Genomic DNA, 24,430 nt, shown 5'->3' on the forward strand with positions numbered 1-24,430 from the left:
TTCATCCGCTTGGAGTCAGGGTTTAATTCATGAAGCGCGCATTGCTATTGGCTGTTGCAGCCGGATCCGTCTTTGCCGCCGGTTGTACGCCGGTGCTCCGGAACCATGGCTTTATCTATGTCGATGGCGAAGTGCCGGAGATCGTGCCGGGTGAAGACAATCAGGCGAGCGTTCTCGAGCGCCTCGGCAGCCCGTCAACTCAGGGCGTCTTCGAATCGACAACCTGGTATTACATGTCGGACACACGCCAGTCTCTCGCCTATCAGCGCCCGCAAACCAGCTATCGGCGGATCATGGAGATCCAGTTCGATGATGCCGGCACCGTTACCGCCGTAAACGAATACGGAATTGGCGATGGCCGCCGCGTGACGCTGGTCGATCGCGAAACGCCTACGCCGGGCCGCGAGATGAGCGTCTGGGAACAGCTGTTTGGCAATATCGGCAATCTGCCGTCAGAACAGTTTGGCGGCGAACAGAATTTGCCCGGTGGCGCTGGCGGCCCCCGCCGCGACGAATAGTTTTCTTCCACGTCTGCTGGATACAAAAAAGCCCCGGCCGAACGACCGGGGCTTCTTCGTTGGATATGCAATCGTCTACATGTGGGCGATCACAGCCAGCAGCAGCAGAGCCACGATGTTCGTGATCTTGATCATCGGGTTCACAGCCGGACCAGCCGTATCCTTGTAGGGGTCACCCACAGTGTCGCCGGTGACGGCAGCCTTGTGAGCCTCAGAACCCTTTTCGTGCAGAACGCCATCGGAGTCGGTGAAACCGTCTTCGATCGCCTTCTTCGCATTGTCCCAGGCACCACCGCCAGAGGTCATCGAGATGGCCACGAACAGGCCGGTCACGATCACACCCAGCAGCATGGCACCAACAGCCGACAGAGCCGGACCCGGACCCGCAATCAGCTGGATCACGAAGAACAGCACGATCGGCGACAGAACCGGCAGCATGGACGGCACGATCATTTCGCGGATCGCAGCCTTGGTCAGCAGGTCGACGGCGCGGCCATAATCCGGGCGCTCCGTGCCCTGCATAATGCCCGGCTTTTCCTTGAACTGACGGCGCACCTCGACGACGACCGACTGGGCCGCACGGCCCACGGCCATCATCGACATACCGCCAAACAGGAAGGGCAGCAGACCGCCGAACAGCAGGCCGACCACAACATAGGGGTTGGACAGCGAGAAGTTCACGACATTCGCCGCGACTTCCGTGCCACCGTAGATGAGGCCCGCAAAGAAGCCCTCGCCATTGGCCGTTTCGATGAAGTGCTGGATGTCTGCAGTGTAGGCGGCAAACAGGACCAGTGCACCGAGGCCGGCCGAACCGATCGCATAGCCCTTGGTCACAGCCTTGGTCGTGTTACCAACAGCGTCCAGCGCATCCGTGGTGTTGCGCACTTCGCTGGGCAGCTCCGCCATTTCGGCAATACCACCGGCATTGTCGGTTACCGGACCGAAGGCGTCGAGGGCGACGACCATACCGGCCAGCGCCAGCATGGTGGTGACAGCGATCGCGATACCGAACAGACCGGCCAGCATGTAGGTGGCAATGATGCCGCCAATGATGACCAGAGCCGGAAGCGCGGTGGCTTCGAGAGAAACGGCCAGACCCTGGATGACGTTCGTGCCGTGGCCCGAGACCGAAGCCTGGGCAACCGACTTCACCGGGCGAGCAGAAACGCCGGTATAGTATTCGGTGATCCAGATGATGAGGCCGGTCACGATCAGGCCGATCAGGCCACAGATGAACAGGTCCATACCGGTGATATCCGACCCGGTGGCGATCGCGCCCATGCCGTTCGGTGCGACATACATGACCGCGGCGTAGACGGCAGGAACCGACAGAACGGCCGAGGCAATGAAGCCCTTGTAGAGCGCGCCCATGATGTTGTTGGACTTGCCGAGGCGAACGAAGAAGGTACCGATGATTGAGGTCACAATACAGACACCACCGATCGCCAGCGGAAGCAGCATCAGCGGACCGGCTTCACCGGCAAAGAAGATCGATGCCAGAACCATGGTTGCCACAACGGTCACGGCATAGGTCTCGAACAGGTCAGCCGCCATGCCGGCACAGTCACCGACATTGTCACCGACATTGTCGGCGATCGTCGCCGGGTTACGCGGATCATCTTCGGGGATACCCGCTTCGACTTTGCCGACCATGTCGCCACCAACATCGGCACCCTTGGTGAAGATGCCGCCGCCGAGACGGGCAAAAATCGAGATCAGGGACGCACCAAAGCCCAGAGCCACGAGAGCGTCGATAACCGTACGGCTTCCGGCATCATACCCCATGGCCAGAAGAACGTAGAAATAAACGGCCACGCCCAGAAGCGCGAGGCCAGCCACCAGCATGCCGGTAACAGCACCCGAGCGGAAAGCCATCGACAGACCGCCGGCCAGGCTTTGCGTCGCCGCCTGGGTGGTCCGGACATTCGCGCGAACCGAGATCAGCATGCCGATGAAGCCGGCAATGCCTGACAGAACGGCGCCGATCACGAAGCCAAGGGCAACGAGCGGTCCAAGCAGGATGCCGACAACAATGGCAACGACCACACCGACGATGCCGATCGTCATGTATTGACGGCGCAGATAAGCATTTGCGCCTTCCTGGATCGCCGAAGCGATCTCTTTCATGCGGTCATTCCCGGCGTCGGCCGCCAGGATCGACCGGCTTTGCCAAACGCCGTAAAGTACGGCGAGCAGGCCGGCGATGATAACCAGTCCCAGTTCCATATTCATGGCTAGAAGCCTTTCGTCCCAAATCGTTATGACTGTGAGGAGATAACGCGAAGGCCGAGCGCCGAGAATCGGCGAAGGGCCCTTCCCCCCCGTGGAAAAGTGGCGGGAATATGCCCAAACGCATAGGCGGGCGCAACACACCCGCCTGCATCCTGTCAAGCTATTGAAATATCAGCGAAGAAGCCGCGTGTCTGGCGTCATTATTGCCAAACGCTGGATAACACCCTCACCGAAATACTCCGCCAGCGTGTCCATCCAGACCTGAGTGGTCAGGTCGATATCAACCGTATCACCGCTCTCCGCTGTCAGATTTGTACGGTGGCTGGCCCGGATGAGGCGGTCCAGCGCAAAATGGGTGTGTTCGATGACGTCCCGTGTGCTTTCACCTTCAGCAACAAGCAAACGCGAGTGGAGATACGCATATCCCTGGAGCCGGTCATCGACGACCAGCGGCACAACGATCGCCGGCATGACCACAACGCGGGGATTGCCCTCATCGACACCAAGTGCCGCCACTGCGCTTTCATACTCGGCCTGGGCACTGCCTTCGTCCTGATTCCAGTCGATCGCAATCCGGTTGCTGTTGGCGCTATTGTCGCCACTGCCACCGCCACCCCCGCCGCTGGCAAAAGCCGGGGTCACCGCAAAAAGCGAGCAGATCGAGAAGGCGAGAAGAAAGCGTTTCATGCCGCTCTCTTAGCAAAACACCCTCAAAAATGCGTAAAGCCGGCCTGATCAATTCGAACCAGTTCGCCGCTCGTGGTCCGGACCTCCACGCCCTTGCCTTCGATGAGAGACCCGATGCGGGCGATATGCGTCCCTGCACGTTTGGCCGCGGCGAGAATTTCCTCGCGCTTTTCCGGCCCCGCGCTGAACAGAAGCTCATAATCATCACCCGACGTGATCAGCTTGACCAGCGTGGCAATGGGATCGCGCTGGATCCGGACCCAGGTTTCAGCCGCCGACGACAGCGGGATGGAATCCAGTTCTATCCCGGCTTTAACCCCGCTGGCCCGGGCAAGGTGTCCTGCGTCAGCAACCAGACCATCAGAGACATCCAGTGCCGCACTGGCCAGCCCGCACAATTCGCGGCCCAACTTCAGCCGCGGCGTCGGAAGCAGGTGCCGGTCTTCTACAATCGCCTTGTGCACGCCGGTCAGTCCCGCCAGCGTGTCGACTTCCAGGCCCAATACTGCGTCACCAATCGTGCCGGACACATACAGGTCCTGCCCGGCTTCACCCCCGGACCGCAGAAGCGGATGTTCGCATTGTCCGAGTGCGGTGACGGTCACCACGAGCAGTTCACCGCCCCGCGTAGTGTCACCGCCGATCAAGGGAATTCCAAAGGCTTCCAGATCGGTCTTCAGCCCGTCAACAAAACGCTGCATCTGCGCTGGCCGAACCGCTTGCGGCCATGTGATTGAGAGCAGAACCGCATGTGGGTCTGCTCCCATGGCCGCCAGATCGGATAAATTCACGCGAAGTGCCTTGCGCGCGACAAGATCCCACGGCTCCAGCTTTCTGAAGTGCACGCCCTGGATCATCGTGTCGGTGGTAATTACCAATCCCGGCACGTCTGCCAGGATTGCCGCGTCATCGGTCAGGCCGAAAGCACCCTCATAGCCCTGTGAAAGCGGCGCAAGGTGCTGCGCAATGAAATCGAATTCACCGGCCTCGCTCACGCATTTCCTTCCTGTGGACGGAGATCCCTTGCGATACGGTCGAGCACAGCATTGGCGAACGCCGTTTCCTTGTCGCTGAAAAACGCCCCGGCAAGGTCTACGTAATTCTGCAGGATGGTTCCGATAGCCAGATCCGAATGCGCGGTCAGCTCATAAACACCGCAGCGCAAAATGGCTCTCAACGTCGGATCCAGCCGCTGAACCGTCCATTTGTCGCTCAGAGCAGGCCGGATTTGCTGGTCAATCACCGGGACGGTCCCGACCACCCCGCGAACAATGTTCTCGAACAAGCGCTTATCCGCAGTGGGTTGCATCCGGTGCTCGAGGAATTGTGCCACGATCCGGTCAATCCCTGCATCATCCTGCTCGGCCTGGAAAACCGCCTGGACCGCGGCCAGCCGTGCGGCCGGCTTGGGCTTCATCTCCGGCATAATGTCCTCAGCCGGTTCCATCAGGCGGCACCGAAGCGTTCACGCAAACCGATCATGGCAAGACAGGCACGAGCCGCATCGCCGCCCTTGTCCTTCTCGCCTGCGCGCTTCATCGCCTGCTCACGGTTCTCGACCGTCAATATCCCGTTTCCGACAGCGACCCCATCCAGCGTCAGATCCATCAGCGCCCGCGCGGATTCGCCGGCCACGTAGTCATAGTGACTGGTTTCACCACGGATCACGCAGCCAAGCGCGACATAACCATCGAACCGGGTACGGCTCTTCACCGCACAGGCAATCGCGCCCGGGATTTCCAGCGCGCCGGGCACTTCCGCTATGTCGACATCAGCATCGCCAAGCGCCGCTTTGGCACCGGCCAGCAGGGCATCGCTGACTTCCTCGTAATAGGGAGCAACGACGATCAGGATACGCGGATTGCCATTCATGCTTCAAAATCTCCAAGCGGCACCGTCGAATTGATCGACAGGCCATATCCCTCAAGGCCGACAATCGGTCTGGGCGCTGTTGTCAGAAGGTCCATCTCGCCGACGCCCAGATCCGTCAGGATCTGCGCCCCGATCCCATATTCCCGCAGGCGGCGCTCTTCGCGCTTTTCATCGGGTTCAACCGGCTTTGCACCGAAGCGCTCACGGATGGCATTCAAATTGGTTTCACGGATGAAGACCATTACAGCGGGCCCGTCATGCTGTGCCAGGGACTGCATGGCCACTTCAACAAGACCTGACCGCCGTCCGGTGGCAGCTATCACATCATCGACGAAACTCACCTTGTGCATGCGCACCAGAGTAGGATGGTCCGCTTCCGGCTGGCCTTTCAGAAGGGCAACATGCTCGAATCCGTCCACCAGGCTGCGATAGACGACGAGCTTGAAAATCCCGCCCCAATGGCTTTCAAATGGAACCTCGGCACGGCGTTCGATAAACCGGTCATACCGGCGGCGGTACGCAATCAGATCAGCAATCGTCCCGATCTTCAGCCCATGCAGTTGCGCAAACGAAACGAGATCCGGCATCCGCGCCATGGTGCCGTCTTCATTCATGATCTCGCAGATCACGCCTGACGGGTTCAGCCCTGCCATCCGGGAAACATCGACAGCGGCTTCCGTATGCCCTGCACGCACCAGCACTCCGCCATCGCGTGCGATCAGAGGAAACACATGGCCCGGCGTTACAATGTCGTCCTGGCCTCTTGCCGGGTCGATGGCTGTGGCAATCGTCAGCGCCCGGTCATGCGCCGAAATACCCGTCGAGACCCCTTCCCTCGCCTCAATCGAGACCGTGAAGGCCGTCTGATGGCGCGTCCTGTTGTTCGAGGACATCATCTCCAGGCCGAGCGCATTGGCCCGCTCTGCAGTAACCGACAGGCAGATCAGCCCCCGGCCATGCCGCGCCATGAAGTTTACGGCCTCAGGCGTCGCAAACTGTCCCGGAATGACGAGATCGCCCTCATTCTCGCGGTCATCGGCATCGACAAGAATGAACATCCGTCCATTCCGGGCGTCCTCAATAATATCCTCGATCGGAGAAAGCGGCGTGTCGCTAGCCATGCCTTATCGGTCCACCTGCATCAGGCGTGCGGCGTATCGCGCCATGAGATCAACTTCAAGATTGACCCGCGCGCCAATTTGCAGTGAGCCGAGCGTCGTCACCTCGGCGGTGTGGGGAATGATCATCAGTTCGAAGCGATCTTCCGCGACGCTATTGACGGTCAGCGAGACACCATCGACGGCAATCGAGCCCTTTTCAGCAATAAATCTCGAAAGTTGTTCCGGCGCCTTCACCCTGAAGGACAGCCAGTCACCATTGTCTTCCCGGTCCACAATCTCGCCCACGCCATCGACGTGCCCGGTCACCAGATGACCACCCATTTCATCGCCGAGACGCAGGGATTTCTCCAGATTGATCTCCTCACCCAGTTGCCACGCCCCAAGAGTTGTGCGCGCGAGCGTCTCGGGAGAGACCTCAACTTCAAAGACGCTGCCCGAAGCAGTGGCCTGTTTGCTGACAACCGTCAGACACACGCCTGCGTGGCATATCGAAGCTCCCAGATCGATCGTCTCGACAGGGTAAGAAGAAGCGACTGTAAAACGCCGGTCCCCGGTACCGGTGGCGCTCTCCAGCCTGCCTTTTGCGGTCACAATGCCGGTAAACATCTAGCCGGCCTTTCTTTCATAGACTTCGTGCAGGTCTTCGCCGGACTCCCCGACGCTGACCCGGGTGAAGATGGGAGCTTCGTCCATGCGCTCAAGGCCAAGCACTGAAACAACCGGCAATCCGTCACCACCGAGCAGTATGGGGGCACGAAACCATTCAATACGATCGACCAGATCGTTACGGATCGCGCTTGCAGCCAGTTTACCACCCGCTTCGATCATTATCCGCTCGCCACCCAACGCCCTCACGCGCTCGATCACGGCCTTCAGGCTGAGACTGGGGCCATCGAAGCGGTTCAGTGTCTCGACTGTGGCACCTCTGGCTTCAAGAGCCGCACGGCTATGGGCAGGTACATCTCCGCCACACATGATCAGGACTGGTCCGCCATTATCCAGTATTCGGGCACTTTCAGGTGTCCGCAGCCGTGTATCGACAATAACCCGCCCTGGCTGGCCGCCGTCATATCCAGGCAAACGCGCCGTCAGTTCGGGGTCGTCGGCCAGGACTGTTCCGATGCCGGTCAGAACCACATCATGATCTGCTCTTAGCCGATGGACCTGTTCTCGCGATTTTTCGCCGGTGATCCACTTGGAGGTCCCATCGGACAAAGCGATGCGGCCATCCAGGGAGGTCGCCAGTTTGAGGGTGACGCACCGTTTCGGCGCCCCGCTCATTTCTTTGTCTTTACGGCTTCGGTGCCTTTTGGCGCCAACTTCTCGCCCTTGATAAAGTCCCGGAAATCATCGACTTCACGGAAATCCTTATAGACCGACGCATAGCGGACATAGGCGACAGGATCGAGCCCCTTGAGCGCATCCATTACCAGCTCGCCGATCGAATCCGACGTCACGTCGGAATCGCCTGAACTCTCAAGCCGGCGGACAATCCCGGAAATCATCTGATCGATCCGGTCCGGATCGATGTTCCGCTTCTGGCAGGCCAGGGCGACCGACCGCGCCAGCTTGTCCCGATCAAATGGCGCCCGGCGATTATTGCGCTTAACCACAGTCAGCTCACGCAGCTGCACCCGCTCGAATGTCGTGAATCGCGCCGAACAGCCCGGGCAAAACCTGCGGCGTCGGATAGAAGCACCATCTTCCGCGGGGCGGGAATCTTTGACTTGCGTGTCAGGATGGCTGCAGAACGGACATCTCATGGAACAAGTCTAGGACAATTCTGGATAAATCGGAAAGCGGGACGTCAGTTCAATCACCCGGGCCTTGACGGCTTCCTCCACGGACTTGTTGCCAGAACGGTTTTGCGAGAGTGCATCCAGCACCTCAACCATCATTTCGCCGATCTGACGAAACTCTGCTTCACCGAAACCGCGTGTTGTGCCCGCCGGCGAGCCGATACGAAGACCAGAAGTCACCATCGGCTTCTCGGGATCGAACGGCACGCCATTCTTGTTGCAGGTCATGTAGGCGCGCTCCAGCGCCATTTCGGAAATATCACCCGTCAAAGACTTCGGCCGCAGATCAACAAGCGCCAGGTGCGAGTCTGTACCACCCGAGACAATTTCATAACCGCCATCTTTCAATGTTTCGGCCATGATCTTGCAGTTCGCCACGACGGCCTTGATATAATCCTTGAAGCCCGGTTGCAGGGCTTCTCCAAACGCAACGGCCTTGGCCGCGACGACATGCATCAGCGGCCCGCCCTGCAAACCCGGGAAAATGGCGGAGTTGAACTTCTTTCCCAGATCTTCGTCGCGCGAAAGGATCATGCCACCGCGGGGCCCGCGAAGTGTCTTGTGTGTGGTCGTGGTCACCACATCAGCATGCGGGATCGGACTGGGGTATTCGCCGGCCGCAACCAGCCCTGCGAAATGCGCCATGTCGACCATCAGATAGGCGCCAACCTCGTCGGCGATCTTGCGGAAACGTTCAAAGTCGATGATCCGTGGATAGGCCGAACCGCCGGCAATGATCAGTTGCGGCTGCACCTCTCTGGCTTTCTCTTCCAGAGCATCATAATCAATCAGCGCGTCGTCCTCGCGGACGCCATAATGGTGCGCCTCGAACCACTTGCCGGAGATGTTCGGTTTGGCGCCATGCGTCAGGTGGCCTCCGGCATCAAGGCTCATGCCAAGAATTTTGTCACCGGGCTTCAACAGAGCCAGGAAAACACCCTGATTGGCCTGGCTTCCCGAACTCGGCTGCACATTGACGTAAGCCGCTCCGAACAATTTCCGGGCGCGGTCGCGTGCCAGGTCCTCGGCGATGTCGACGAACTCGCAACCGCCATAATACCGGCGCCCGGGATAGCCTTCTGCATACTTGTTGGTCAGCGGGGAGCCCTGTGCTTCCAGCACAGCTCGCGACACGATATTTTCCGATGCAATCAGCTCGATCTGCTGCTGTTGACGGCGGATTTCCTGGCCAACGGCTTTCGCCAGATCGGGATCGGACTCGGCCAGAGACTGGCTGAAAAACTCGGAAGACACGTGAATCACTCCTGGGCACGCCGGTTACTGGAGATCAGTGATAAGAGGCAACCGCTATCGTGACAACGCGAGTCTTGCGGCACTTGTGAATACCAACGCAGGTTCGACCCAAAGTATAATGAGAATTTTGTACAGAATGGCGATTGCCAAACCGGCTGTTGAATTCTAGACAAACCTCATCTCACCTAGGATAGCCGCAAAAAACCAAGTCTAATGGAGCTATTATGACAGACGAAAACCTCCCCATGATCGATGAAGAAGAACTTCTGCGGATGACAACTGATATTGTTGCATCTTTTCTGACGCACAATTCAGTTCCCGCCGAGAATGTTCCTGATCTCATTCGTTCTGTTCATGCAACAATGGGAGAAATCAGCGGAACAGCAGCCAAGCCTGAGCCAAAATCAAAACCGGCCGTTCCTGTTTCCAAGTCTGTTACTGACGAATACATCGTCTGTCTGGAGGACGGCAAGAAACTGAAAATGCTGAAGCGCTATCTGCGTTCGCAATACGACATGTCGCCGGATGATTACCGCCGGAAGTGGGGATTGCCATCTGACTATCCTATGGTCGCACCGGCCTATTCTCGTAAGCGCTCGGCGTTTGCAAAGGATATCGGTCTGGGGCGCGGAAAGCGCAAATCCAAATAGACCGAAGCTAGACCTTTATGCCGCGGCCGGGTGAACCCTCATCCGGCCGTTTCTTTTTGCCCGTCAGTCCCAGCTTTCTCGCCAGCTTTGCACCCGCGACGCGTTCCATTTCATGACGCGCCGCCGACTTTGGTGACTGGATCACCACTTCCTCACCGGTCGCCACATCAATGGCCGCCACCCGGATAGCCGGGCCGGTATCGATAAATTCGAAAATGATTTCGCGGTCGACGAGCGCCCGCGCCAGATCGGCGTTCGAAGTCAGGCGGTGCGCCGGGCCTTGAACCGGACCCAGACCTCTTGAAGAGCCTCAATCAGCTGATCGAACATTTCATCATCATGCGCCGGCGAAGGCGTGAAACGCAGCCGCTCGCTGCCCCGCGGGACCGTGGGATAATTAATCGGCTGAACATAAATGTCATGATCATCCAGCAGGGCATCGGAAAGACGCTTGCAGAGGACCGGATCGCCCACCCACAGTGGGACAATATGCGTTTCACTATCCATGACCGGCAAATCGGCATCCCGCATGCGCTGCATCAGCGTTTTCGCGCGTTCTTGGTGCTGCTCGCGAAGGTAATGGGCCGATTTAAGATATTCGACGCTCGCTCGCGCACCGGCTGCCAGTGCCGGAGCGAGAGACGTCGTAAATATGAATCCAGGTGCCCAGGAGCGGATCGCATCCACAATGTTCGCATCAGCAGCGATGTAACCGCCCATGACACCGAACGCCTTACCAAGCGTGCCCTCAATGATGTCGACCCGGTCGAGCAGACCTTCGCGTTCGGCGATCCCGCCGCCACGCAACCCATAAAGGCCAACGGCATGGACTTCATCAAGATAAGTCAGCGCATTGTATTTGTTGGCGAGATCACAGATCGCCTCGATCGGACCAATATCGCCATCCATGGAATAGACGGACTCGAACGCAATGAGTTTCGGCGCATCCAGGGGAGCTGCCCTTAGCAATTCCTCGAGATGCTCGACATCATTGTGTCGGAAAACATGCTTCTCGCATTTCGCTCCGCGCACGCCTTCGATCATGGAGGCATGGTTCAATGCGTCTGAATAGATGATCAGACCCGGCAGGATCTTCCCGAGCGTCGCGATCGTTGCCTCATTGGCGATATAGCCCGAGGTAAACAGCAAGGCGGATTGCTTTTGATGCAGGTCGGCGAGCGAACGCTCAAGCTCGACATGGTAATTCGTGGTTCCGGAGATGTTGCGAGTACCGCCGGCGCCAGCGCCAACATCGTCGATCGCACCTTTCATCGATTCGGTCACGCAGGGCTTCTGGCCCATGCCGAGATAATCGTTGGAACACCAGACCGTTACGTCCCGAACATCGCCATCTTCCGTGCGCCAGCGCGCCCTCGGAAACTCGCCGCGATAACGGCGTAGATTGGCGAAAACACGATACCGGCCCTCGGCGCGAACGCGCGCTACGGCAGATTTGAAGGCGTCCTGATAGTCCATGAATGAATTGCCACCGAGAGTCGCTTACCAAACGGATATCGACACTACTTAAACAATTCCGCCGCAAAGGCGAGTTGGACGTTTGGACGCAGGCTGAAAAATTACAGCCTGAAGCGAATATGATCGGTCCAGAAACGTTCCAGGCGATCCAGCGCAACATTGGTCGCTTCGACTGTTTCAGTATTCAGGCCGCCCGACGGCTCCAGGGCAACGGATTGCCGCGCGAATAGCGCGGTCAGGCGCTCACACACGTCGAGCCCTTCCTGGGTCAGGCTGATGCGGACCGTGCGCCGGTCGGCGCTGGAGCGCTTCTGATTGACGAAGCCGAGATCGACCAGCTTCTTCAGATTGTATGAAACGTTGGACCCCAGATAATGGCCTCGCGACTTCAGCTCGCCCGCGGTCAGAACCTGATCCCCGATATTATAGATCAGGAGCGCCTGAACACTGGTCAGATCACGCAGGCTTTCGCGGTCCAGCTCATCCTTCACGACATCCAGAAGCTGGCGGTGAAGGCGCTCGACGCGCTGCAGCAATTCGAGGTAATCGGGACGCGTTTCCACGTCCTGCGACGGCGACTCGGCAAGGGCCATGTCGGATCTCCATTCCACCCAATAGGTATTATTGTTTTGGCAGAACGCTAACCCAAACAGACTAAAAACCGATTAATTCGCCTTCCAGCTTCCGTCGATCAGCTTGAAGATGCCCGAGAAATCGGCCTCCCGGCCACCCAGATTGTCAAACATCGCATAGAGTGCTTCAGCCTGCGCTCCGAGCGGCGTGGACGCCCCGGCAGCAGCAGCGGAATCCATGGCCAGCTTCAGATCCTTCAACATCATCGCGGTTGCAAAACCCGGCTTGTAATCACGATTGGCCGGCGAGGTTTCGACTGGCCCGGGTACAGGACAATAGCTGGTCATTGACCAGGACTGGCCGGATGCCTTCGAGGAAATGTCGAAGAAATTCTGTCGATCGAGGCCCAGCTTGTCGGCCAGCGCGAAAGCTTCGCACGTTCCGATCATGGTAATGGCCAGCAGCATGTTGTTGCAGATCTTGGCCGCCTGCCCTGTCCCGGCATCACCGGCATGAATGACGGCTTTGCCCATGTTCGACAGGAAAGGTTCGGCCTTGGCAAAAGCCGCCTCGGGGCCACCGACCATAAAGGTCAGCGTGCCCGCATCGGCCGCCGCCACTCCACCAGACACAGGCGCATCAACGAAGTGAAACCCCTTGGCGGTCGCGGCTTCACCAACGGATTTCGCGGTGGCCACATCAATTGTGGAGCAATCCATGATCACGGTGCCGGCGGCGGCGGCATCGAATATCTCGCCCTCATAGACAGCCCGCACATGCTTGCCCGCCGGCAGCATGGTCACGATGGCGTCGGCACCACTGACCGCCTCGGCAGCGCTCGTGGCCGCGCTGGCGCCATTCGATACAGCACGCTGGACGGCATCCGCGCTCAGATCGAAGGCGCGCACATCATGGCCGGCCTTGGCGAGATTGGCGCACATGCCCGAACCCATATTGCCGAGGCCGATGAAAGCGATAGTGGCCATGATCTACTCTCCCAGAAAAGTCTGTTCTTTGTCCGCGGCAAGCGGCTCGAAATAGGCTTCCAGCGCCTCCGCATCGACCTTGCCGATAGCGGCCGGTGACCAGCTCGGCGCATTGTCCTTGTCGATGATAACGGCGCGGACGCCCTCGTAGAAATCCGTCCCGGCCAGACAGCGCATCGAGACGCGCAAATCCTGCCGCATGACATCCTCAAATGACAGATCCGCGCCACGGCGGAGGCATTTCGCTGTCAACACCATGGCCGTCGGCGACTTCGTGCCCATGATCTTCAATTGCTTGGCCGACCATTGATCGCCTGCAGCCTCCATGCGGGCCATCATCGCCGGCACATCATCGCCTTCGAACGCCGCATCAATCAGTCCGCGAACCAGCGCCAGCTCGGAAGAGCCCGGATCACCGGAATGGGCTTCCAGAATCTCTTCCAGCTTGTCTTCATCCGACGCGAGGTCGGCCTTCTCGAGCGCATCCAGCAACGAAGCCTGATCAGCCGACGGGCAATAATGAGTCGCCAGGCCTGCGGCGAGACAATCAGCCGCTTTCAACCGTGCGCCGGTCAGCCCCATCCACATGCCGATCTCGCCCGGCAGGCGCGGAAGGAAATAGGCCCCGCCAACATCCGGATGGAAACCGATCCCGGTTTCCGGCATGGCGAACATGGTCCTGTCGCCCGCCACCCGGTGGGAGCCATGCACCGATATGCCGACACCACCCCCCATGGTGATGCCGTCGATCAACGCGACATACGGTTTCGGGTATTCCTGGATCAGCGTATTCAACTGATACTCGTCATGCCAGAACCGCCAGGCATCCTCACCGCCCGCCTTGCCGCTATTGTGCAGCATCAGAATGTCGCCACCGGCGCAAAAGCCCTTCTCGCCTTCGGCGTCTACGACAATTGCCTGCACCCCGGCATCGTCCTTCCAGGACATAAGCGCCTCGGTCATCGCATGCACCATGGGCAGGGTCAGCGCGTTGAGCGCTTTGGGACGGTTCAGCGTGATCCGGCCCAGCTGGCCGACTTTTCGGGCAATGATTTCATCGGTCATGAACATGTGTCCTCAGAACTTGCAGAAGGGGTATTCGAAGGCTTGCCAGATGCATACCCCAATGAGTGAGAAAACCGTATTTGAACGCGTGAACAGCCTTGTCTTCTCCGGCTTCTGACGCGAGAAAAACAACGTGCTGGAGGTCGATCACCGTATGATGCAAATCATCCCAAGGCCGCACGTTTTCGGAAGCAAAAGGCTCCAGGATGGCAAATCGGTGTCGGATCGCATCCACCGAAGGCTCGACCAAACCGACTTCATCATCTTGCCGGCCCGTCTCCTTGATTGCCGGCAAGGTCCGCCCCAGCAATACAAGCTTGTCCGAAAGGCTTTTGACCCGCGCGATGTCGTCAATCGTGGCGGCACCCGGCGCAAGAACAAGGCCGATGAAGCCTCTTGCGCACTCGACAGCATCTTGCCCGGGGCTGGCGCCCATTACCTCATCACATCCTTCGCGATGATCACACGCATGATTTCGTTCGTGCCTTCAAGGATCTGGTGGACCCGCAGATCGCGCAGGATCCGCTCGATCGGATAATCCTTCAGATAGCCATATCCGCCATGCAGTTGCAGAGCCTGGTTGACGATGTCGAAGCAGGCATCGGTCGCGAAGCGTTTGGCCATGGCGCAATGCTTAGGCGTCGACGGATCCTTGGCATCAATCGCGGCCGCAGCGCGATACAGCATCAGGCGGGAGGCTTCGAGATCGGTAGCCATATCAGCCAGCTTGAACTGGGTGACCTGGAAGCCGGCGATCGGCTTGCCGAACTGCTGGCGCGACTGCACATAATCGGCAGCAATATCCAGCGCCTCCGCCGCACCGCCGAGTGAACAGGCGCCGATATTCACGCGCCCGCCATTGAGGCCGTTCATCGCGATCTTGAAGCCAATGCCTTCATCGCCCAACCGGTTGGCGGCCGGCACCCGGCAATCCTCGAAATTGACGACAGCGGTCGGTTGGGAATTCCAGCCCAGCTTTTTCTCGTTGGCGCCAAAGGAAAGCCCCGGCGTGCCCTTCTCGACCACGAAGGTGGAAATGCCTGAGGGCCCCTCACCGCCCGTGCGCGCCATCACGACATAGATATCCGAGCGTCCGCCACCGGAAATGAAGGCCTTGGATCCATTGAGGATGTAATCGTCGCCATCCTTCACCGCCTTCGTTCTGAGAGAGCCGGCATCAGAACCCGCACCAGGCTCGGTCAGGCAGTAGGACGCAAAATGCTCCATCGACATCAGTGCTGGCAGGAATTTCGCGCGCTGTTCGTCATTGCCCCATGTGTCGATCATCCAAGCGCACATATTGTGGATGGAGATGTAGGCTGCCGTAGAAACACAGCCGCGCGACAATTGTTCGAAGATCAGCGCCGCATCCAGCCGGCTCATGCCCGAACCACCATGCTCGTCGCCGGTATAAATCCCGGCAAAGCCCATTTCGGCGGCTTCACGCAGAATGTCTTCCGGGAAATGCTTGGTCTCGTCCCATTCCGCCGCGAACGGTTTCATACGGTCGTCGGCAAACTTGCGGGCGGCGTCCTGTATCAGGCTCTGGTCTTCACTCAGCTCGAAGTGCAAGGAAAGCTCCATCAGGCTTTTGATTGAGGCCGCGAAGCCCTAACGTGGACCACGCGTCAGGGCAAGCTGCGAGGGTAGAAGACGATGAGCGCATTTCCAGCCACACGCATGCGGCGGCTGCGCCAGGCCGACTGGTCGCGCCGCCTGGTCTCGGAAAACACGCTGACGGCAAATGATCTGGTCTGGGCGGTCGTCGTCTCCGACACAGCCGATCCGACCGAACCGGTCGCCGCCATGCCAGGTGTCGAACGCCTCGGCCTTGACACCCTCGCGAACGCTGCCAAACGCGCGGAAATGCTGGGCATCCCGGCAATGGCGATCTTTCCGCATATCGATCCGGCGAAGAAAGACGAAAAGGGCAGCGAGGCCTTCAACAAGGACGGGCTGGTGCCCCAGGCCATCCGGACCATCAAGGAGGCTGCGCCGAATGTCGGGGTGATCTGCGATGTGGCGCTCGATCCCTTCACCACGCATGGCCATGACGGGCTGATGCAGGATGGCGCCATCCTGAATGACGAGACCGTCAATGTGCTCATCAAACAGGCCCTGGTGCAGGCCGAAGCCGGCTGCGACGTGATCGCCCCGTCCGACATGATGGATGGCCGTATCGGCGCGATCCGCGACGCACTCGAGGCCCATGGATTCACCGATACGATGATCCTGTCTTACGCCGCGAAATACGCATCGGGCTTTTATGGTCCCTATCGGGAGGCCATCGGGTCCGGCGCGGTGCTGCAGGGCGACAAGAAATCCTACCAGATGGACCCGGCCAATACCGAGGAGGCGCTGCGCGAGGTTGCGCTCGACATTGATGAGGGTGCCGACATGGTGATGGTCAAGCCCGGCCTGCCCTATCTCGATATTGTCCAGCGCATTTCCGAGACCTTCGGCGTTCCTACCCTCGCCTTCCAGGTCTCCGGAGAATACGCCATGATCGAAGCTGCTGCCGCCAATGGTTGGATCGATGGCAACCGGGTGATGATGGAAAGCCTGATGGCTTTCAAACGCGCCGGAGCGGCCGGGATCGTCACCTATTTCGCGCCCCGCGCGGCGGAGATCCTCAATGGCTGACGAGCACCGGGAAATCGCGGCTGTTCAGGCCCTTCACCGGATCGACCCCGAGACCGGCGCGGTCATTCCACCCGTCCACCTGTCCAGCACCTATGGGCGCGGGTCCGATAACGAATTGCTTGGCAGTATCGATTATCGGCGCCCTCACGGGCCAACCGAGCAACACGCTGCCGACGTCATCGCCCGGCTGGAGGGCGCGGCTGAAACCCGCCTGTTCTCTTCCGGCATGGCAGCCATTGCCGCTGTGTTCGAGACGGTTCCGACCGGCGGCCATGTCGTCGCCCAGACCGAAATGTATTACGGCGCCAAGGCCCTTTTGAACCGCCTGGCCGCCAAACAGCGCCTGTCGGCCAGCTTCGTGGAACCGGGCAATCTGGAGGCGCTTCGGAATTCGGTCCGCCCCGGCGAAACCGATCTGGTCTGGGTGGAAACGCCCGCCAATCCGGGCTGGAAAATCGTCGACATCGCCCCAACGGCAGACATTGCGCATGCCGCAGGCGCCCCCCTCGCCATCGATTCCACCTGCGCGCCGCCGTGCACCACAAGGCCGCTGGAATTGGATGCGGACATCGTGATGCACTCGGCGACGAAATATCTGAATGGGCATTCGGATGTCCTCGCCGGCGTTCTGTCGACCCGCGAAATAACGCCCCGCTGGGCCGAGATCGGCGAAATTCACAACAAGACGGGTGCGCTGGCCGGTGGCATGGAAAGCTGGCTGTTGATGCGGGGTCTGCGCACGCTTTTCATCCGTTTCGAACGCCAGAGCGCCAATGCCCTGGCTGTTGCGGAAGCCATGCAAACACATCCGGCCGTCGAGTCGGTCCTCTATCCGGGGCTACCGTCTCACACCGGACACGAAATCGCCGCCCGGCAGATGACAAACGGCTTCGGCGGTATGCTCTCGCTTCGTCTGAAAGGCGGATACGAGGCGGCCCGCAAACTGGCTGCCGGGACAAAGATCTTCATCCAGGCAACGTCGCTGGGCGGCGTGGAAAGCCTGATCGAACACCGCAAGCCGATTGAAGGCCCGGATAGCCCGACGCCAGACGATCTCGTTCGCCTGTCTTGCGGGATCGAACCGGCCGAATCCCTGATCGAGGATCTGAGGCAGGCGCTGGCCTAGCCGACCTTGCCGAGCGGCGGCAGCGTCCAGTTAAACAGAATCGCACACCCGCGAATGACAAAAGCAATTAAAGCGGCGCCAATCGCCGCCGTGCCGGTCGCGATTCCCAGAGATATGGCCAACACATAGGCGCCCGCTCCCGCCAGCGCAGCCAGCGCATAGATTTCCGCGCGCAGCACCAGCGGCACGTCATTGACAATGATGTCCCGCAACAATCCACCGAAAGCCGCACTCATAACGCCGGTCAGCATGGCTATCGACCAGTGCGATCCAGCGGCCAGGCCTGCTTTTGCTCCCAGGACGCAGAAGACAGCCATACCGACGGCATCCGCCCAGACAAGAGCCGCCCGACGGCTGGCCAGGGACTGCGCCCAGGGCGAGGTATAATAGCCCAGCAAGGCACCGCCGAGCGCGATCCAGAGATATTCTGGGGCTTCCACCCAGTAGACAGGCACATCCCCCAGCAGGACATCGCGAAGCGTGCCGCCACCCATGCCAGCCACAGCGCCCAGAATCGCCGCACCGAACGGATCCAATTCCTTGCGCGCCGCCAGCATGCCTCCCGAATAAGCAAAGAGGCCGATCCCGGCAAAATCAAGAATGAGAAAGAGAGTTTCGACTGTCATGCTCACAAAATCCTGTTCGGAACAATCAAATAAAACCTGTTGAATACTGCCCGCTTCGGGATTGAGAAAAAATCCTTAACCCACTTACACTGGACGCGCCACGCATGACGTTTTGGTCATGCGAGAAGCAAACGACAAAGGGGAGACCAATGTCACTCGATAAGATCATCTGGGCCGTCGCGTTTCTGGCGGCTATCGTGTTCGCGTTCGTGAGTTTCGACTATGCCGCACTTATTCTGGCTGTGCTCGGCCTGGCAAGTGGCTGGTTCGTGAAGGGCGATCATCGCAAATCCCTGCTGATGGGCGCAATTTTCCTTCATGTCGGTCATGCTGCGCTGGGCGGCGTACCGGCGGTCGGGGAATACCTGACAGCCATCTTTGCCAATTATGGCGCCGTGCTGAATGCGGCCGGCCTGCTGGTCATCGTTATGGCAACGGTAGAGCGGCTGATGCCGGGCGGCGAATAGCCTCACCGGATTGTCCTTTGGAAATGGCCCCGTGGCGCAAGCTGCGGGGCTTTTTTCATGGAAGCTGAAGCGCATCCCGGGCTGCCACATGCCAAGCGACAACCGTCAGTACGATGATGAGAACGGCCCAGACTGCATAATTCACGAACACGGACCGCTTGGCCGATTTTCGTTCCAGCCAGGTTCGCGGCCGCACGCCTTTGACCCGGTAGGTAAACAGAGCGGCCAGATTGACGCTCACCACATTGATCATCAGCAAGAGGCCGGCGCGCGCCGCCATCCCCCACTCGCCAGCACCGGCATAAAGTCCCATCGCAGCCGAAGGCGGCAGCAAGGCCACGGCGACCATGACACCGACAAGTGCACTGGCGACACCGGTCGAAAGCGAAAGCGCCGCCGCCGCACCAGAAGCCAGGGCCAGCGCTGTCGTATCGACGCCGACAATCGTGCGCGCCACGAGTTCCGGACTTCCGGTATTGACGGATAACGTCATGCCAAGAGCGACACTGATCAGCAGACCGAACGCCAGCCCCGCTACAGCAGTCCGCGCGGCCTTGGCCATCAATTGTAGATCACCGAGCGCCGATCCGAAAGAGAAGGCCAGTATCGGTCCCAGAAGGGGCGCAATCACCATGGCGCCGATTACAGCCGCCACATTGTTGGCGTTCAGGCCGAGCGCAGCCACCACAGCCGACAAGGCCGTCAGGATCAGGAAATCCCTATTCAGCTGCGCACCGGAAGCAATGTCTTCGTAAAGCTCTTCCCGCAGCGCCAGCGTCTTTCGTTTCTTGCGGGTTTCCTCATCCTCCACTTCCTCTTCCTTGGGAAGCGTTGCCTCAATGGGAATGACAACCAGACGCCAATCTGTCGTATCGGCCAATTGCCCTTGAATGGCATCGATCGCCTCCTGCCCCTGCCCACTCTTGAAATAGAGGCGCAGCACACGGCGGCCACGGTCATCGGCTGGCTCCAGCCTGTAATCCACGGGCTCGGCGCGAAGGCAGGATTTCAGAAGCGGCTTGGTATCTACCGTGTCGGGAAAAGAGAGCTCGATAAGGCGCATTCAGCGTTTATCGGCGTTTTTCAGGCGCGCAATCAAGCTTGATGTATCCCACCGTCCACCGCCCATGGCCTGGACCTCGGCATAGAACTGGTCAACCAGCGCCGCCACAGGCAGTCGGGAATCATTCCTCCGGGCCTCGTCCAGGGCAATGCGGAGATCCTTGCGCATCCAGTTCGTGGCAAACCCGTGTTCGAACTCCCCTGCGACCATCGTCTGCCAGCGATTTTCCATCTGCCAGGATTGTGCAGCACCTTTCGAGATGGCGCCGATCACTTTCGACGGATCGAGACCGGCCTGCTCGGCAAAGTGCAGGCCTTCAGAAAGGCCCTGGACCACGCCGGCAATACAGATCTGGTTGACCATCTTGGCCAGCTGCCCGGCGCCAGCCTCACCGATCAGCGTGATCGCCTTGGCATAAGCATCCATGACCGGCTCTACCTTGGCAAAAACCGCTTCATCACCGCCGCACATGATGGCGAGCTGACCGTTCTCGGCACCCGCCTGACCGCCGGACACCGGAGCATCAATAAAATCGACGTCCCGCGCCGCACAGACGGCATAAAGCGACCGGGCCAGCTCGGCCGATGCCGTCGTATGATCGACAAGCACGCTGCCCGCTTGCATGGCGGGGATGATCTGGTCAGCTACAGCCTGAACATCCGGGTCGTCGCCCAGACACATGAAAACAAAGTCCGCTTCGTCCACGGCATCGTTCAACGACGTTGCCGCCTGCCCCGGATGATCGCTGGCCCATTTCTCGCCCTTCGAAGCCGTCCGGTTCCAGACCGTGACGTCATGCCCGGACGCCGCCAGATGGCCCGCCATCGGAAACCCCATCACACCCAGTCCGAGGAATGCGCATCTGGCCATGGGCTACTCCATTGTTCCGTACTGGCTGCGATAGAAGGTCAATGCCCCGGCCTCATCGCGCATTGAGATGCGCAGCACTTCTCCAATGATAATGTCATGATCACCAGCGGGGTATACGGCATGCTGGCGGCAATCCAGCACGACCGGGCAATTCTCGACAACGGGAAATCCGTAAGCGTTCTCACTCCACCGCCCCGCCGGCAGGGCCTCATTGTCTGCACAGAATTTTGCAATTTCCGACTGGTCCGAGCCAAGGAAACAAATGGAAAAGCTCTTGGCATCCGAAAATACCTGGCCGCGGCTGCCCGTCTTGCCGACCGACCACAAGACCAGAGGCGGTTCCAGCGAGACTGAGGCAAAAGAATTCGCCGTCATGCCGACCGCGCGCCCCTCATGATATGTCGACACCACCGTCACCCCGGTCGGGTATCGGGACATCGCAGCGCGGAAATCATCTGATGCGGACAAAATGCCCTCCGAATCGTTTCGAAACCGGACCTTAACCGTGTTGCGACATAATCCGCCGCTAAAGAAGAACAAACAGGGTGGTACGGAAGATGGCTTCGGATCAACCGATCATCATCAAGAAAGTCAAGAAAAGCGGTGGTCATGGACACCATGGCGGCGCCTGGAAAGTGGCCTATGCAGACTTCGTAACGGCCATGATGGCATTCTTTCTCCTTATGTGGCTGATCAATACAACGACGCCGGAGCAGCGTCGCGGCATCGCCGATTATTTCGCACCGGCCAGTGTAAGTCCGTCACAGTCAGGTAATGGTGGAATTCTCGCCGGAACCGCTCTCGGCGAGGACGGGGCGCGCGGCGCAGGCACTTCTTCGGTGATCGAGCGTTTGTCGCCCGACGCCATTCGTGACGAAAATGAAGATCCGCAGGAATCGCCGGAATCCGCGACCAGCCAGGCCAGTGCTGAAGCGATGGCTGAAGCCCGCGAGCGCCGCGAACAGGCCCAGTTTGCCTCCGCCGAAATGTCTTTGCGTCAGTCCCTGCAGGATATGCCGGAACTGGCAGAGCTAACGCGTCAGTTGATCATCGAGGAAACGCCGGAAGGCCTGCGCATCCAGCTGGTCGATGAAGAAGGCCGGCCAATGTTCAACCCGGGTTCGGTGCAGCCGAACGAGCGGGCTGTCATCCTGTTGCGCGCCGTGGCCGAGATTGCCGAGCAATTGCCGAACCGAATTGCGATTTCGGGCCATACAGATGCCGGCCCTGCCCCCAGCTCTGAATACACGAACTGGGAGTTGTCGGCCGACCGCGCCAACGCCGTCCGGGCCATCATCCAGGAGGGCGGCCTTTCCGATGACCGGATTGCCGAAGTGACCGGCCGCGCGGGATCCGAACCGCTTTACCCGGATGATCCCTACATGGCAGGAAACCGCAGGATTTCGATCCTCTTGCTGCGGGAAGCGCCGGTAATTGCGCCTGGACACGGTCTCAACCGGTAATCCACAACTCTACCTGAAACTGGATCGCCCAAAGCCCAATGGCTCGTGTTAGGGTCGAGTCAGGTTTGTTCCTGACCGTGCGAGGCGAACGGGATGATCGAAGGTTTTGCCGGATCCTGGCAAATGTGGGCAGCCATGGCCTTCGTGGCCGTCGCAATTGTCTTTTATGTATGGGAAAGACTGCCGATCGAGGTGGTTTCGGCGTCGATCGTCGCCGTCGTCCTTGTCTTTTTCCAGTTTTTTCCGCTGGAGCGGGGCAATCCTGACACCGCGCAGATTCTGGCAGGCTTTGCCAATCCGGCCCTCCTGACCATCATGGCGCTTCTGGTGGTCGGACAGGGCATTTTTCAGACCGGCGCAATGGAAGGCCCGACGCAGCGTTTGCTCGCCTCGTACGACAAACGGCCGCTCCTGACTTTGCTCGCAATATTTTTCTTCGTGTTTGTTGTCAGTGCCTTCATCAACAATACGCCTGTAGTGGTGATGTTCATCCCGATCCTGGTCGCGATCGCCGGGAGAATGGGCGCATCCCCGTCCAAGATCATGATCCCCCTCAGCTTCGTGTGCATCCTCGCCGGGATGACCACGCTGATCGGCTCGTCGACCAATCTACTGGTGTCTGACAGTTACGCGGCCTTCACCGGCGAAGCGCTGAACTTCTTTGCTCCATCACGATACGGGGTGATCCTGGCCTTTGTCGGCATCCTCTATGTCACTTTCGTCATGCCGCGCCTCTTGCCGGAACGCGCGACGATGGAAAAGGAGATCGCCGGAGGCGATGGCAAGCAATTCATCGCCCAGCTGGAAATCACCCGCGACCATCCTCTGCGGGGCCAGTCGCCTGTAGCCGGTATGTTCCCGGACTTGCCCGACATCACGGTACGCATGATCCAGCGGGGTGAGCATGCCATTCTCCCCCCCTTCGACGACGTCAAACTGCGGACCGGTGATCTTTTGATCGTTGCCGCAACGAGAAAAACACTTTCCGACCTTCTGACGTCGCGAGCCGAATATCTGCGCGGTCTTCTGCAGAGCGGAGCTGGCGGAGACGAGCCCTCACCCGGAGAGCGGCTGGGTCTGTCTGAAACGGTCGTACCACCGGGCTCGCGCATGATCGGGCGGACAGTTGAGCATATCGGATTCCGGCATCTGACCGGTTGTGTCGTGCTCGGCGTTCAACGGCGCTCCCGGATGATCCGCAAGAAGATGGGCGAGATCCGCATCGAAGCTGGCGATGTCCTGCTGCTTTTCGGGAAAGCCGATGCGCTACGCCGCCTGCGCAACGACCGGGACCTTTTGCTTATGGCCTGGGCAACGACAGATCTGCCAGACCCCAGGCGGGCCAATTTTGCGCTGATCATCTTTGCCGGCGTCGTCGTCCTGGCAGCCACAAATCTGATGCCGATTGTGCATGCATCAATACTGGGCGCGGTCGGAATGATTGCCGCCGGCTGCCTCAACTCTCGTCAGGCGGCCCGCGCCATTGACATGCGGGTCTATCTCCTCGTCGGCTCGGCCTTTGCGCTCGGCACAAGCCTGCAGGCTACCGGCGCCGCAGATTTCCTGGCCGGCGTCGTCGTCAGCACATTTGCGCCATACGGTCCGGTCGCCCTGGTGTCGGTATTGTTTATCCTGATCGCGGCGCTCACCAACGTCCTGTCGAACAACGCCACTGCCATCCTTTTTACCCCGGTCGCCATCGGCGCTGCCAACCAGATGGGAGCGGATCCTGCACTTTTTGCGTTGACGGTATTGTTTGCGGCAAACACCTCTTTTGCTACGCCGATCGGTTATCAGACCAATCTGCTGGTCATGGGGCCCGGCCATTACCGGTTTGCCGATTACATCCGCGCCGGCGCTCCACTGGTGATCCTGATGTGGATAGTGTTCACGGTCATCGCGTGGTTCCATTTCGGAATGTAGCATTCCAAGATAG

Annotated in this window: 28 protein-coding genes; 7 read left to right on the forward strand and 21 right to left on the reverse strand. The window is 59.4% G+C overall.

Annotated features, from left to right (window positions below; all coding sequences use genetic code 11):
• Positions 1 to 29: 29 nt before the first annotated feature.
• Positions 30 to 518 (forward strand): outer membrane protein assembly factor BamE, encoded by a 489-nt coding sequence (locus V0U79_RS01465; protein WP_330197679.1) that lies wholly within the window; start codon positions 30 to 32, stop codon positions 516 to 518.
• 75 nt (positions 519 to 593) lie between these two features.
• Here V0U79_RS01465 and V0U79_RS01470 read toward each other — a convergent pair whose 3' ends face one another.
• The 10 genes from V0U79_RS01470 to glyA all read right to left on the reverse strand — a co-directional run bounded on the left by V0U79_RS01470 (position 594) and on the right by glyA (position 9,486).
• Positions 594 to 2,753, reverse strand: a complete 2,160-nt coding sequence (locus tag V0U79_RS01470) for a sodium-translocating pyrophosphatase (protein WP_330197680.1) — start codon at positions 2,751 to 2,753, stop codon at positions 594 to 596.
• Between the two features lie 171 nt (positions 2,754 to 2,924).
• Positions 2,925 to 3,440: a hypothetical protein gene (locus V0U79_RS01475; RefSeq protein ID WP_330197681.1), complete on the reverse strand. Its 516-nt coding sequence runs from the start codon at positions 3,438 to 3,440 to the stop codon at positions 2,925 to 2,927.
• Positions 3,441 to 3,463: 23 nt separating this feature from the next.
• Positions 3,464 to 4,435 carry a thiamine-phosphate kinase gene (thiL, locus tag V0U79_RS01480; protein WP_330197682.1) on the reverse strand — a complete coding sequence of 324 codons (972 nt, stop codon included), beginning with the start codon at positions 4,433 to 4,435 and terminating at the stop codon, positions 3,464 to 3,466.
• Positions 4,432 to 4,887 (reverse strand): transcription antitermination factor NusB, encoded by a 456-nt coding sequence (gene nusB, locus V0U79_RS01485; RefSeq protein ID WP_330197683.1) that lies wholly within the window; start codon positions 4,885 to 4,887, stop codon positions 4,432 to 4,434. The genes thiL and nusB overlap by 4 nt, the downstream gene beginning before the upstream one ends.
• Positions 4,887 to 5,312: a 6,7-dimethyl-8-ribityllumazine synthase gene (ribH, locus tag V0U79_RS01490; protein ID WP_330197684.1), complete on the reverse strand. Its 426-nt coding sequence runs from the start codon at positions 5,310 to 5,312 to the stop codon at positions 4,887 to 4,889. The genes nusB and ribH overlap by 1 nt, the downstream gene beginning before the upstream one ends.
• The gene (gene ribB, locus V0U79_RS01495) at positions 5,309 to 6,433 is read right to left on the reverse strand and encodes a 3,4-dihydroxy-2-butanone-4-phosphate synthase (protein WP_330197685.1); all 1,125 of its coding nucleotides are present in this window, start codon (positions 6,431 to 6,433) and stop codon (positions 5,309 to 5,311) included. Before ribB ends, ribH begins: the two co-directional genes overlap by 4 nt.
• A 3-nt stretch (positions 6,434 to 6,436) precedes the next feature.
• A complete protein-coding gene (locus tag V0U79_RS01500; protein ID WP_330197686.1) occupies positions 6,437 to 7,039 on the reverse strand; it encodes a riboflavin synthase in 603 nt (200 codons plus the stop codon).
• On the reverse strand, positions 7,040 to 7,714 hold the full coding sequence (locus V0U79_RS01505; RefSeq protein WP_330197687.1) for a RibD family protein: 675 nt from the start codon (positions 7,712 to 7,714) through the stop codon (positions 7,040 to 7,042).
• Positions 7,711 to 8,196 (reverse strand): transcriptional regulator NrdR, encoded by a 486-nt coding sequence (gene nrdR / locus V0U79_RS01510; protein WP_330197688.1) that lies wholly within the window; start codon positions 8,194 to 8,196, stop codon positions 7,711 to 7,713. The genes V0U79_RS01505 and nrdR overlap by 4 nt, the downstream gene beginning before the upstream one ends.
• Before the next feature lie 9 nt (positions 8,197 to 8,205).
• Positions 8,206 to 9,486 (reverse strand): serine hydroxymethyltransferase, encoded by a 1,281-nt coding sequence (gene glyA, locus V0U79_RS01515; RefSeq protein ID WP_330197689.1) that lies wholly within the window; start codon positions 9,484 to 9,486, stop codon positions 8,206 to 8,208.
• Between the two features lie 224 nt (positions 9,487 to 9,710).
• On the opposite strand from glyA, the gene V0U79_RS01520 reads away from it, so the two are divergent.
• Positions 9,711 to 10,136 carry a Ros/MucR family transcriptional regulator gene (locus tag V0U79_RS01520; protein WP_330197690.1) on the forward strand — a complete coding sequence of 142 codons (426 nt, stop codon included), beginning with the start codon at positions 9,711 to 9,713 and terminating at the stop codon, positions 10,134 to 10,136.
• Between the two features lie 7 nt (positions 10,137 to 10,143).
• On the opposite strand, the gene V0U79_RS13675 is transcribed toward V0U79_RS01520, so the two are convergent.
• The 7 genes from V0U79_RS13675 to V0U79_RS01555 form a co-directional block, all read right to left on the reverse strand.
• On the reverse strand, positions 10,144 to 10,431 hold the full coding sequence (locus V0U79_RS13675; RefSeq protein WP_373696424.1) for a DUF6898 family protein: 288 nt from the start codon (positions 10,429 to 10,431) through the stop codon (positions 10,144 to 10,146).
• A complete protein-coding gene (hemA, locus tag V0U79_RS01530) occupies positions 10,398 to 11,612 on the reverse strand; it encodes a 5-aminolevulinate synthase (protein WP_330197692.1) in 1,215 nt (404 codons plus the stop codon). The genes V0U79_RS13675 and hemA overlap by 34 nt, the downstream gene beginning before the upstream one ends.
• Positions 11,613 to 11,713: 101 nt before the next feature.
• On the reverse strand, positions 11,714 to 12,205 hold the full coding sequence (locus V0U79_RS01535) for a MarR family winged helix-turn-helix transcriptional regulator (protein WP_330197693.1): 492 nt from the start codon (positions 12,203 to 12,205) through the stop codon (positions 11,714 to 11,716).
• Positions 12,206 to 12,277: 72 nt separating this feature from the next.
• Entirely contained in the window at positions 12,278 to 13,171 is an 894-nt protein-coding gene (mmsB, locus tag V0U79_RS01540) for a 3-hydroxyisobutyrate dehydrogenase (protein WP_330197694.1), read from the reverse strand.
• A gap of 3 nt (positions 13,172 to 13,174) precedes the next feature.
• Positions 13,175 to 14,236 carry an enoyl-CoA hydratase/isomerase family protein gene (locus V0U79_RS01545; protein WP_330197695.1) on the reverse strand — a complete coding sequence of 354 codons (1,062 nt, stop codon included), beginning with the start codon at positions 14,234 to 14,236 and terminating at the stop codon, positions 13,175 to 13,177.
• Complete coding sequence (locus tag V0U79_RS01550) at positions 14,226 to 14,672, reverse strand: hypothetical protein (protein WP_330197696.1); 447 nt, start codon at positions 14,670 to 14,672, stop codon at positions 14,226 to 14,228. Before V0U79_RS01550 ends, V0U79_RS01545 begins: the two co-directional genes overlap by 11 nt.
• Entirely contained in the window at positions 14,672 to 15,808 is a 1,137-nt protein-coding gene (locus V0U79_RS01555) for an isobutyryl-CoA dehydrogenase (protein WP_330197697.1), read from the reverse strand. The genes V0U79_RS01550 and V0U79_RS01555 overlap by 1 nt, the downstream gene beginning before the upstream one ends.
• 84 nt (positions 15,809 to 15,892) lie before the next feature.
• Between V0U79_RS01555 and hemB the strand changes: the two genes are divergently transcribed.
• Together hemB and V0U79_RS01565 are read left to right on the forward strand one after the other, a co-directional pair.
• On the forward strand, positions 15,893 to 16,879 hold the full coding sequence (hemB, locus tag V0U79_RS01560) for a porphobilinogen synthase (RefSeq protein WP_330197698.1): 987 nt from the start codon (positions 15,893 to 15,895) through the stop codon (positions 16,877 to 16,879).
• Entirely contained in the window at positions 16,872 to 18,005 is a 1,134-nt protein-coding gene (locus V0U79_RS01565) for a trans-sulfuration enzyme family protein (protein ID WP_330197699.1), read from the forward strand. The genes hemB and V0U79_RS01565 overlap by 8 nt, the downstream gene beginning before the upstream one ends.
• Here V0U79_RS01565 and V0U79_RS01570 read toward each other — a convergent pair.
• The gene (locus V0U79_RS01570) at positions 18,002 to 18,631 is read right to left on the reverse strand and encodes a trimeric intracellular cation channel family protein (RefSeq protein WP_330197700.1); all 630 of its coding nucleotides are present in this window, start codon (positions 18,629 to 18,631) and stop codon (positions 18,002 to 18,004) included. The genes V0U79_RS01565 and V0U79_RS01570 overlap by 4 nt on opposite strands.
• Before the next feature lie 149 nt (positions 18,632 to 18,780).
• Here V0U79_RS01570 and V0U79_RS01575 point away from each other — a divergent pair, with 149 nt between their 5' ends.
• Positions 18,781 to 19,098: a hypothetical protein gene (locus tag V0U79_RS01575; protein WP_330197701.1), complete on the forward strand. Its 318-nt coding sequence runs from the start codon at positions 18,781 to 18,783 to the stop codon at positions 19,096 to 19,098.
• Between the two features lie 55 nt (positions 19,099 to 19,153).
• Here V0U79_RS01575 and V0U79_RS01580 read toward each other — a convergent pair whose 3' ends face one another.
• The 3 genes from V0U79_RS01580 to V0U79_RS01590 are packed head-to-tail and all read right to left on the reverse strand — an operon-like array spanning position 19,154 to position 21,499.
• The gene (locus V0U79_RS01580; RefSeq protein WP_330197702.1) at positions 19,154 to 20,161 is read right to left on the reverse strand and encodes a TIGR00341 family protein; all 1,008 of its coding nucleotides are present in this window, start codon (positions 20,159 to 20,161) and stop codon (positions 19,154 to 19,156) included.
• The gene (locus V0U79_RS01585; RefSeq protein WP_330197703.1) at positions 20,162 to 21,031 is read right to left on the reverse strand and encodes an NAD(P)-dependent oxidoreductase; all 870 of its coding nucleotides are present in this window, start codon (positions 21,029 to 21,031) and stop codon (positions 20,162 to 20,164) included.
• 3 nt (positions 21,032 to 21,034) lie between these two features.
• Positions 21,035 to 21,499, reverse strand: a complete 465-nt coding sequence (locus V0U79_RS01590; RefSeq protein WP_330197704.1) for a flavin reductase family protein — start codon at positions 21,497 to 21,499, stop codon at positions 21,035 to 21,037.
• Between the two features lie 89 nt (positions 21,500 to 21,588).
• Between V0U79_RS01590 and V0U79_RS01595 the strand changes: the two genes are divergently transcribed.
• Both V0U79_RS01595 and V0U79_RS01600 read left to right on the forward strand, forming a co-directional pair.
• Positions 21,589 to 22,494, forward strand: a complete 906-nt coding sequence (locus V0U79_RS01595) for a flagellar motor protein MotB (RefSeq protein ID WP_330197705.1) — start codon at positions 21,589 to 21,591, stop codon at positions 22,492 to 22,494.
• A gap of 93 nt (positions 22,495 to 22,587) precedes the next feature.
• Positions 22,588 to 24,417 carry an SLC13 family permease gene (locus V0U79_RS01600; protein WP_330197706.1) on the forward strand — a complete coding sequence of 610 codons (1,830 nt, stop codon included), beginning with the start codon at positions 22,588 to 22,590 and terminating at the stop codon, positions 24,415 to 24,417.
• Positions 24,418 to 24,430 lie beyond the last annotated feature (13 nt).

It is taken from the genome of Hyphobacterium lacteum (assembly GCF_036330345.1).
Lineage (GTDB): Bacteria > Pseudomonadota > Alphaproteobacteria > Caulobacterales > Maricaulaceae > Hyphobacterium > Hyphobacterium lacteum.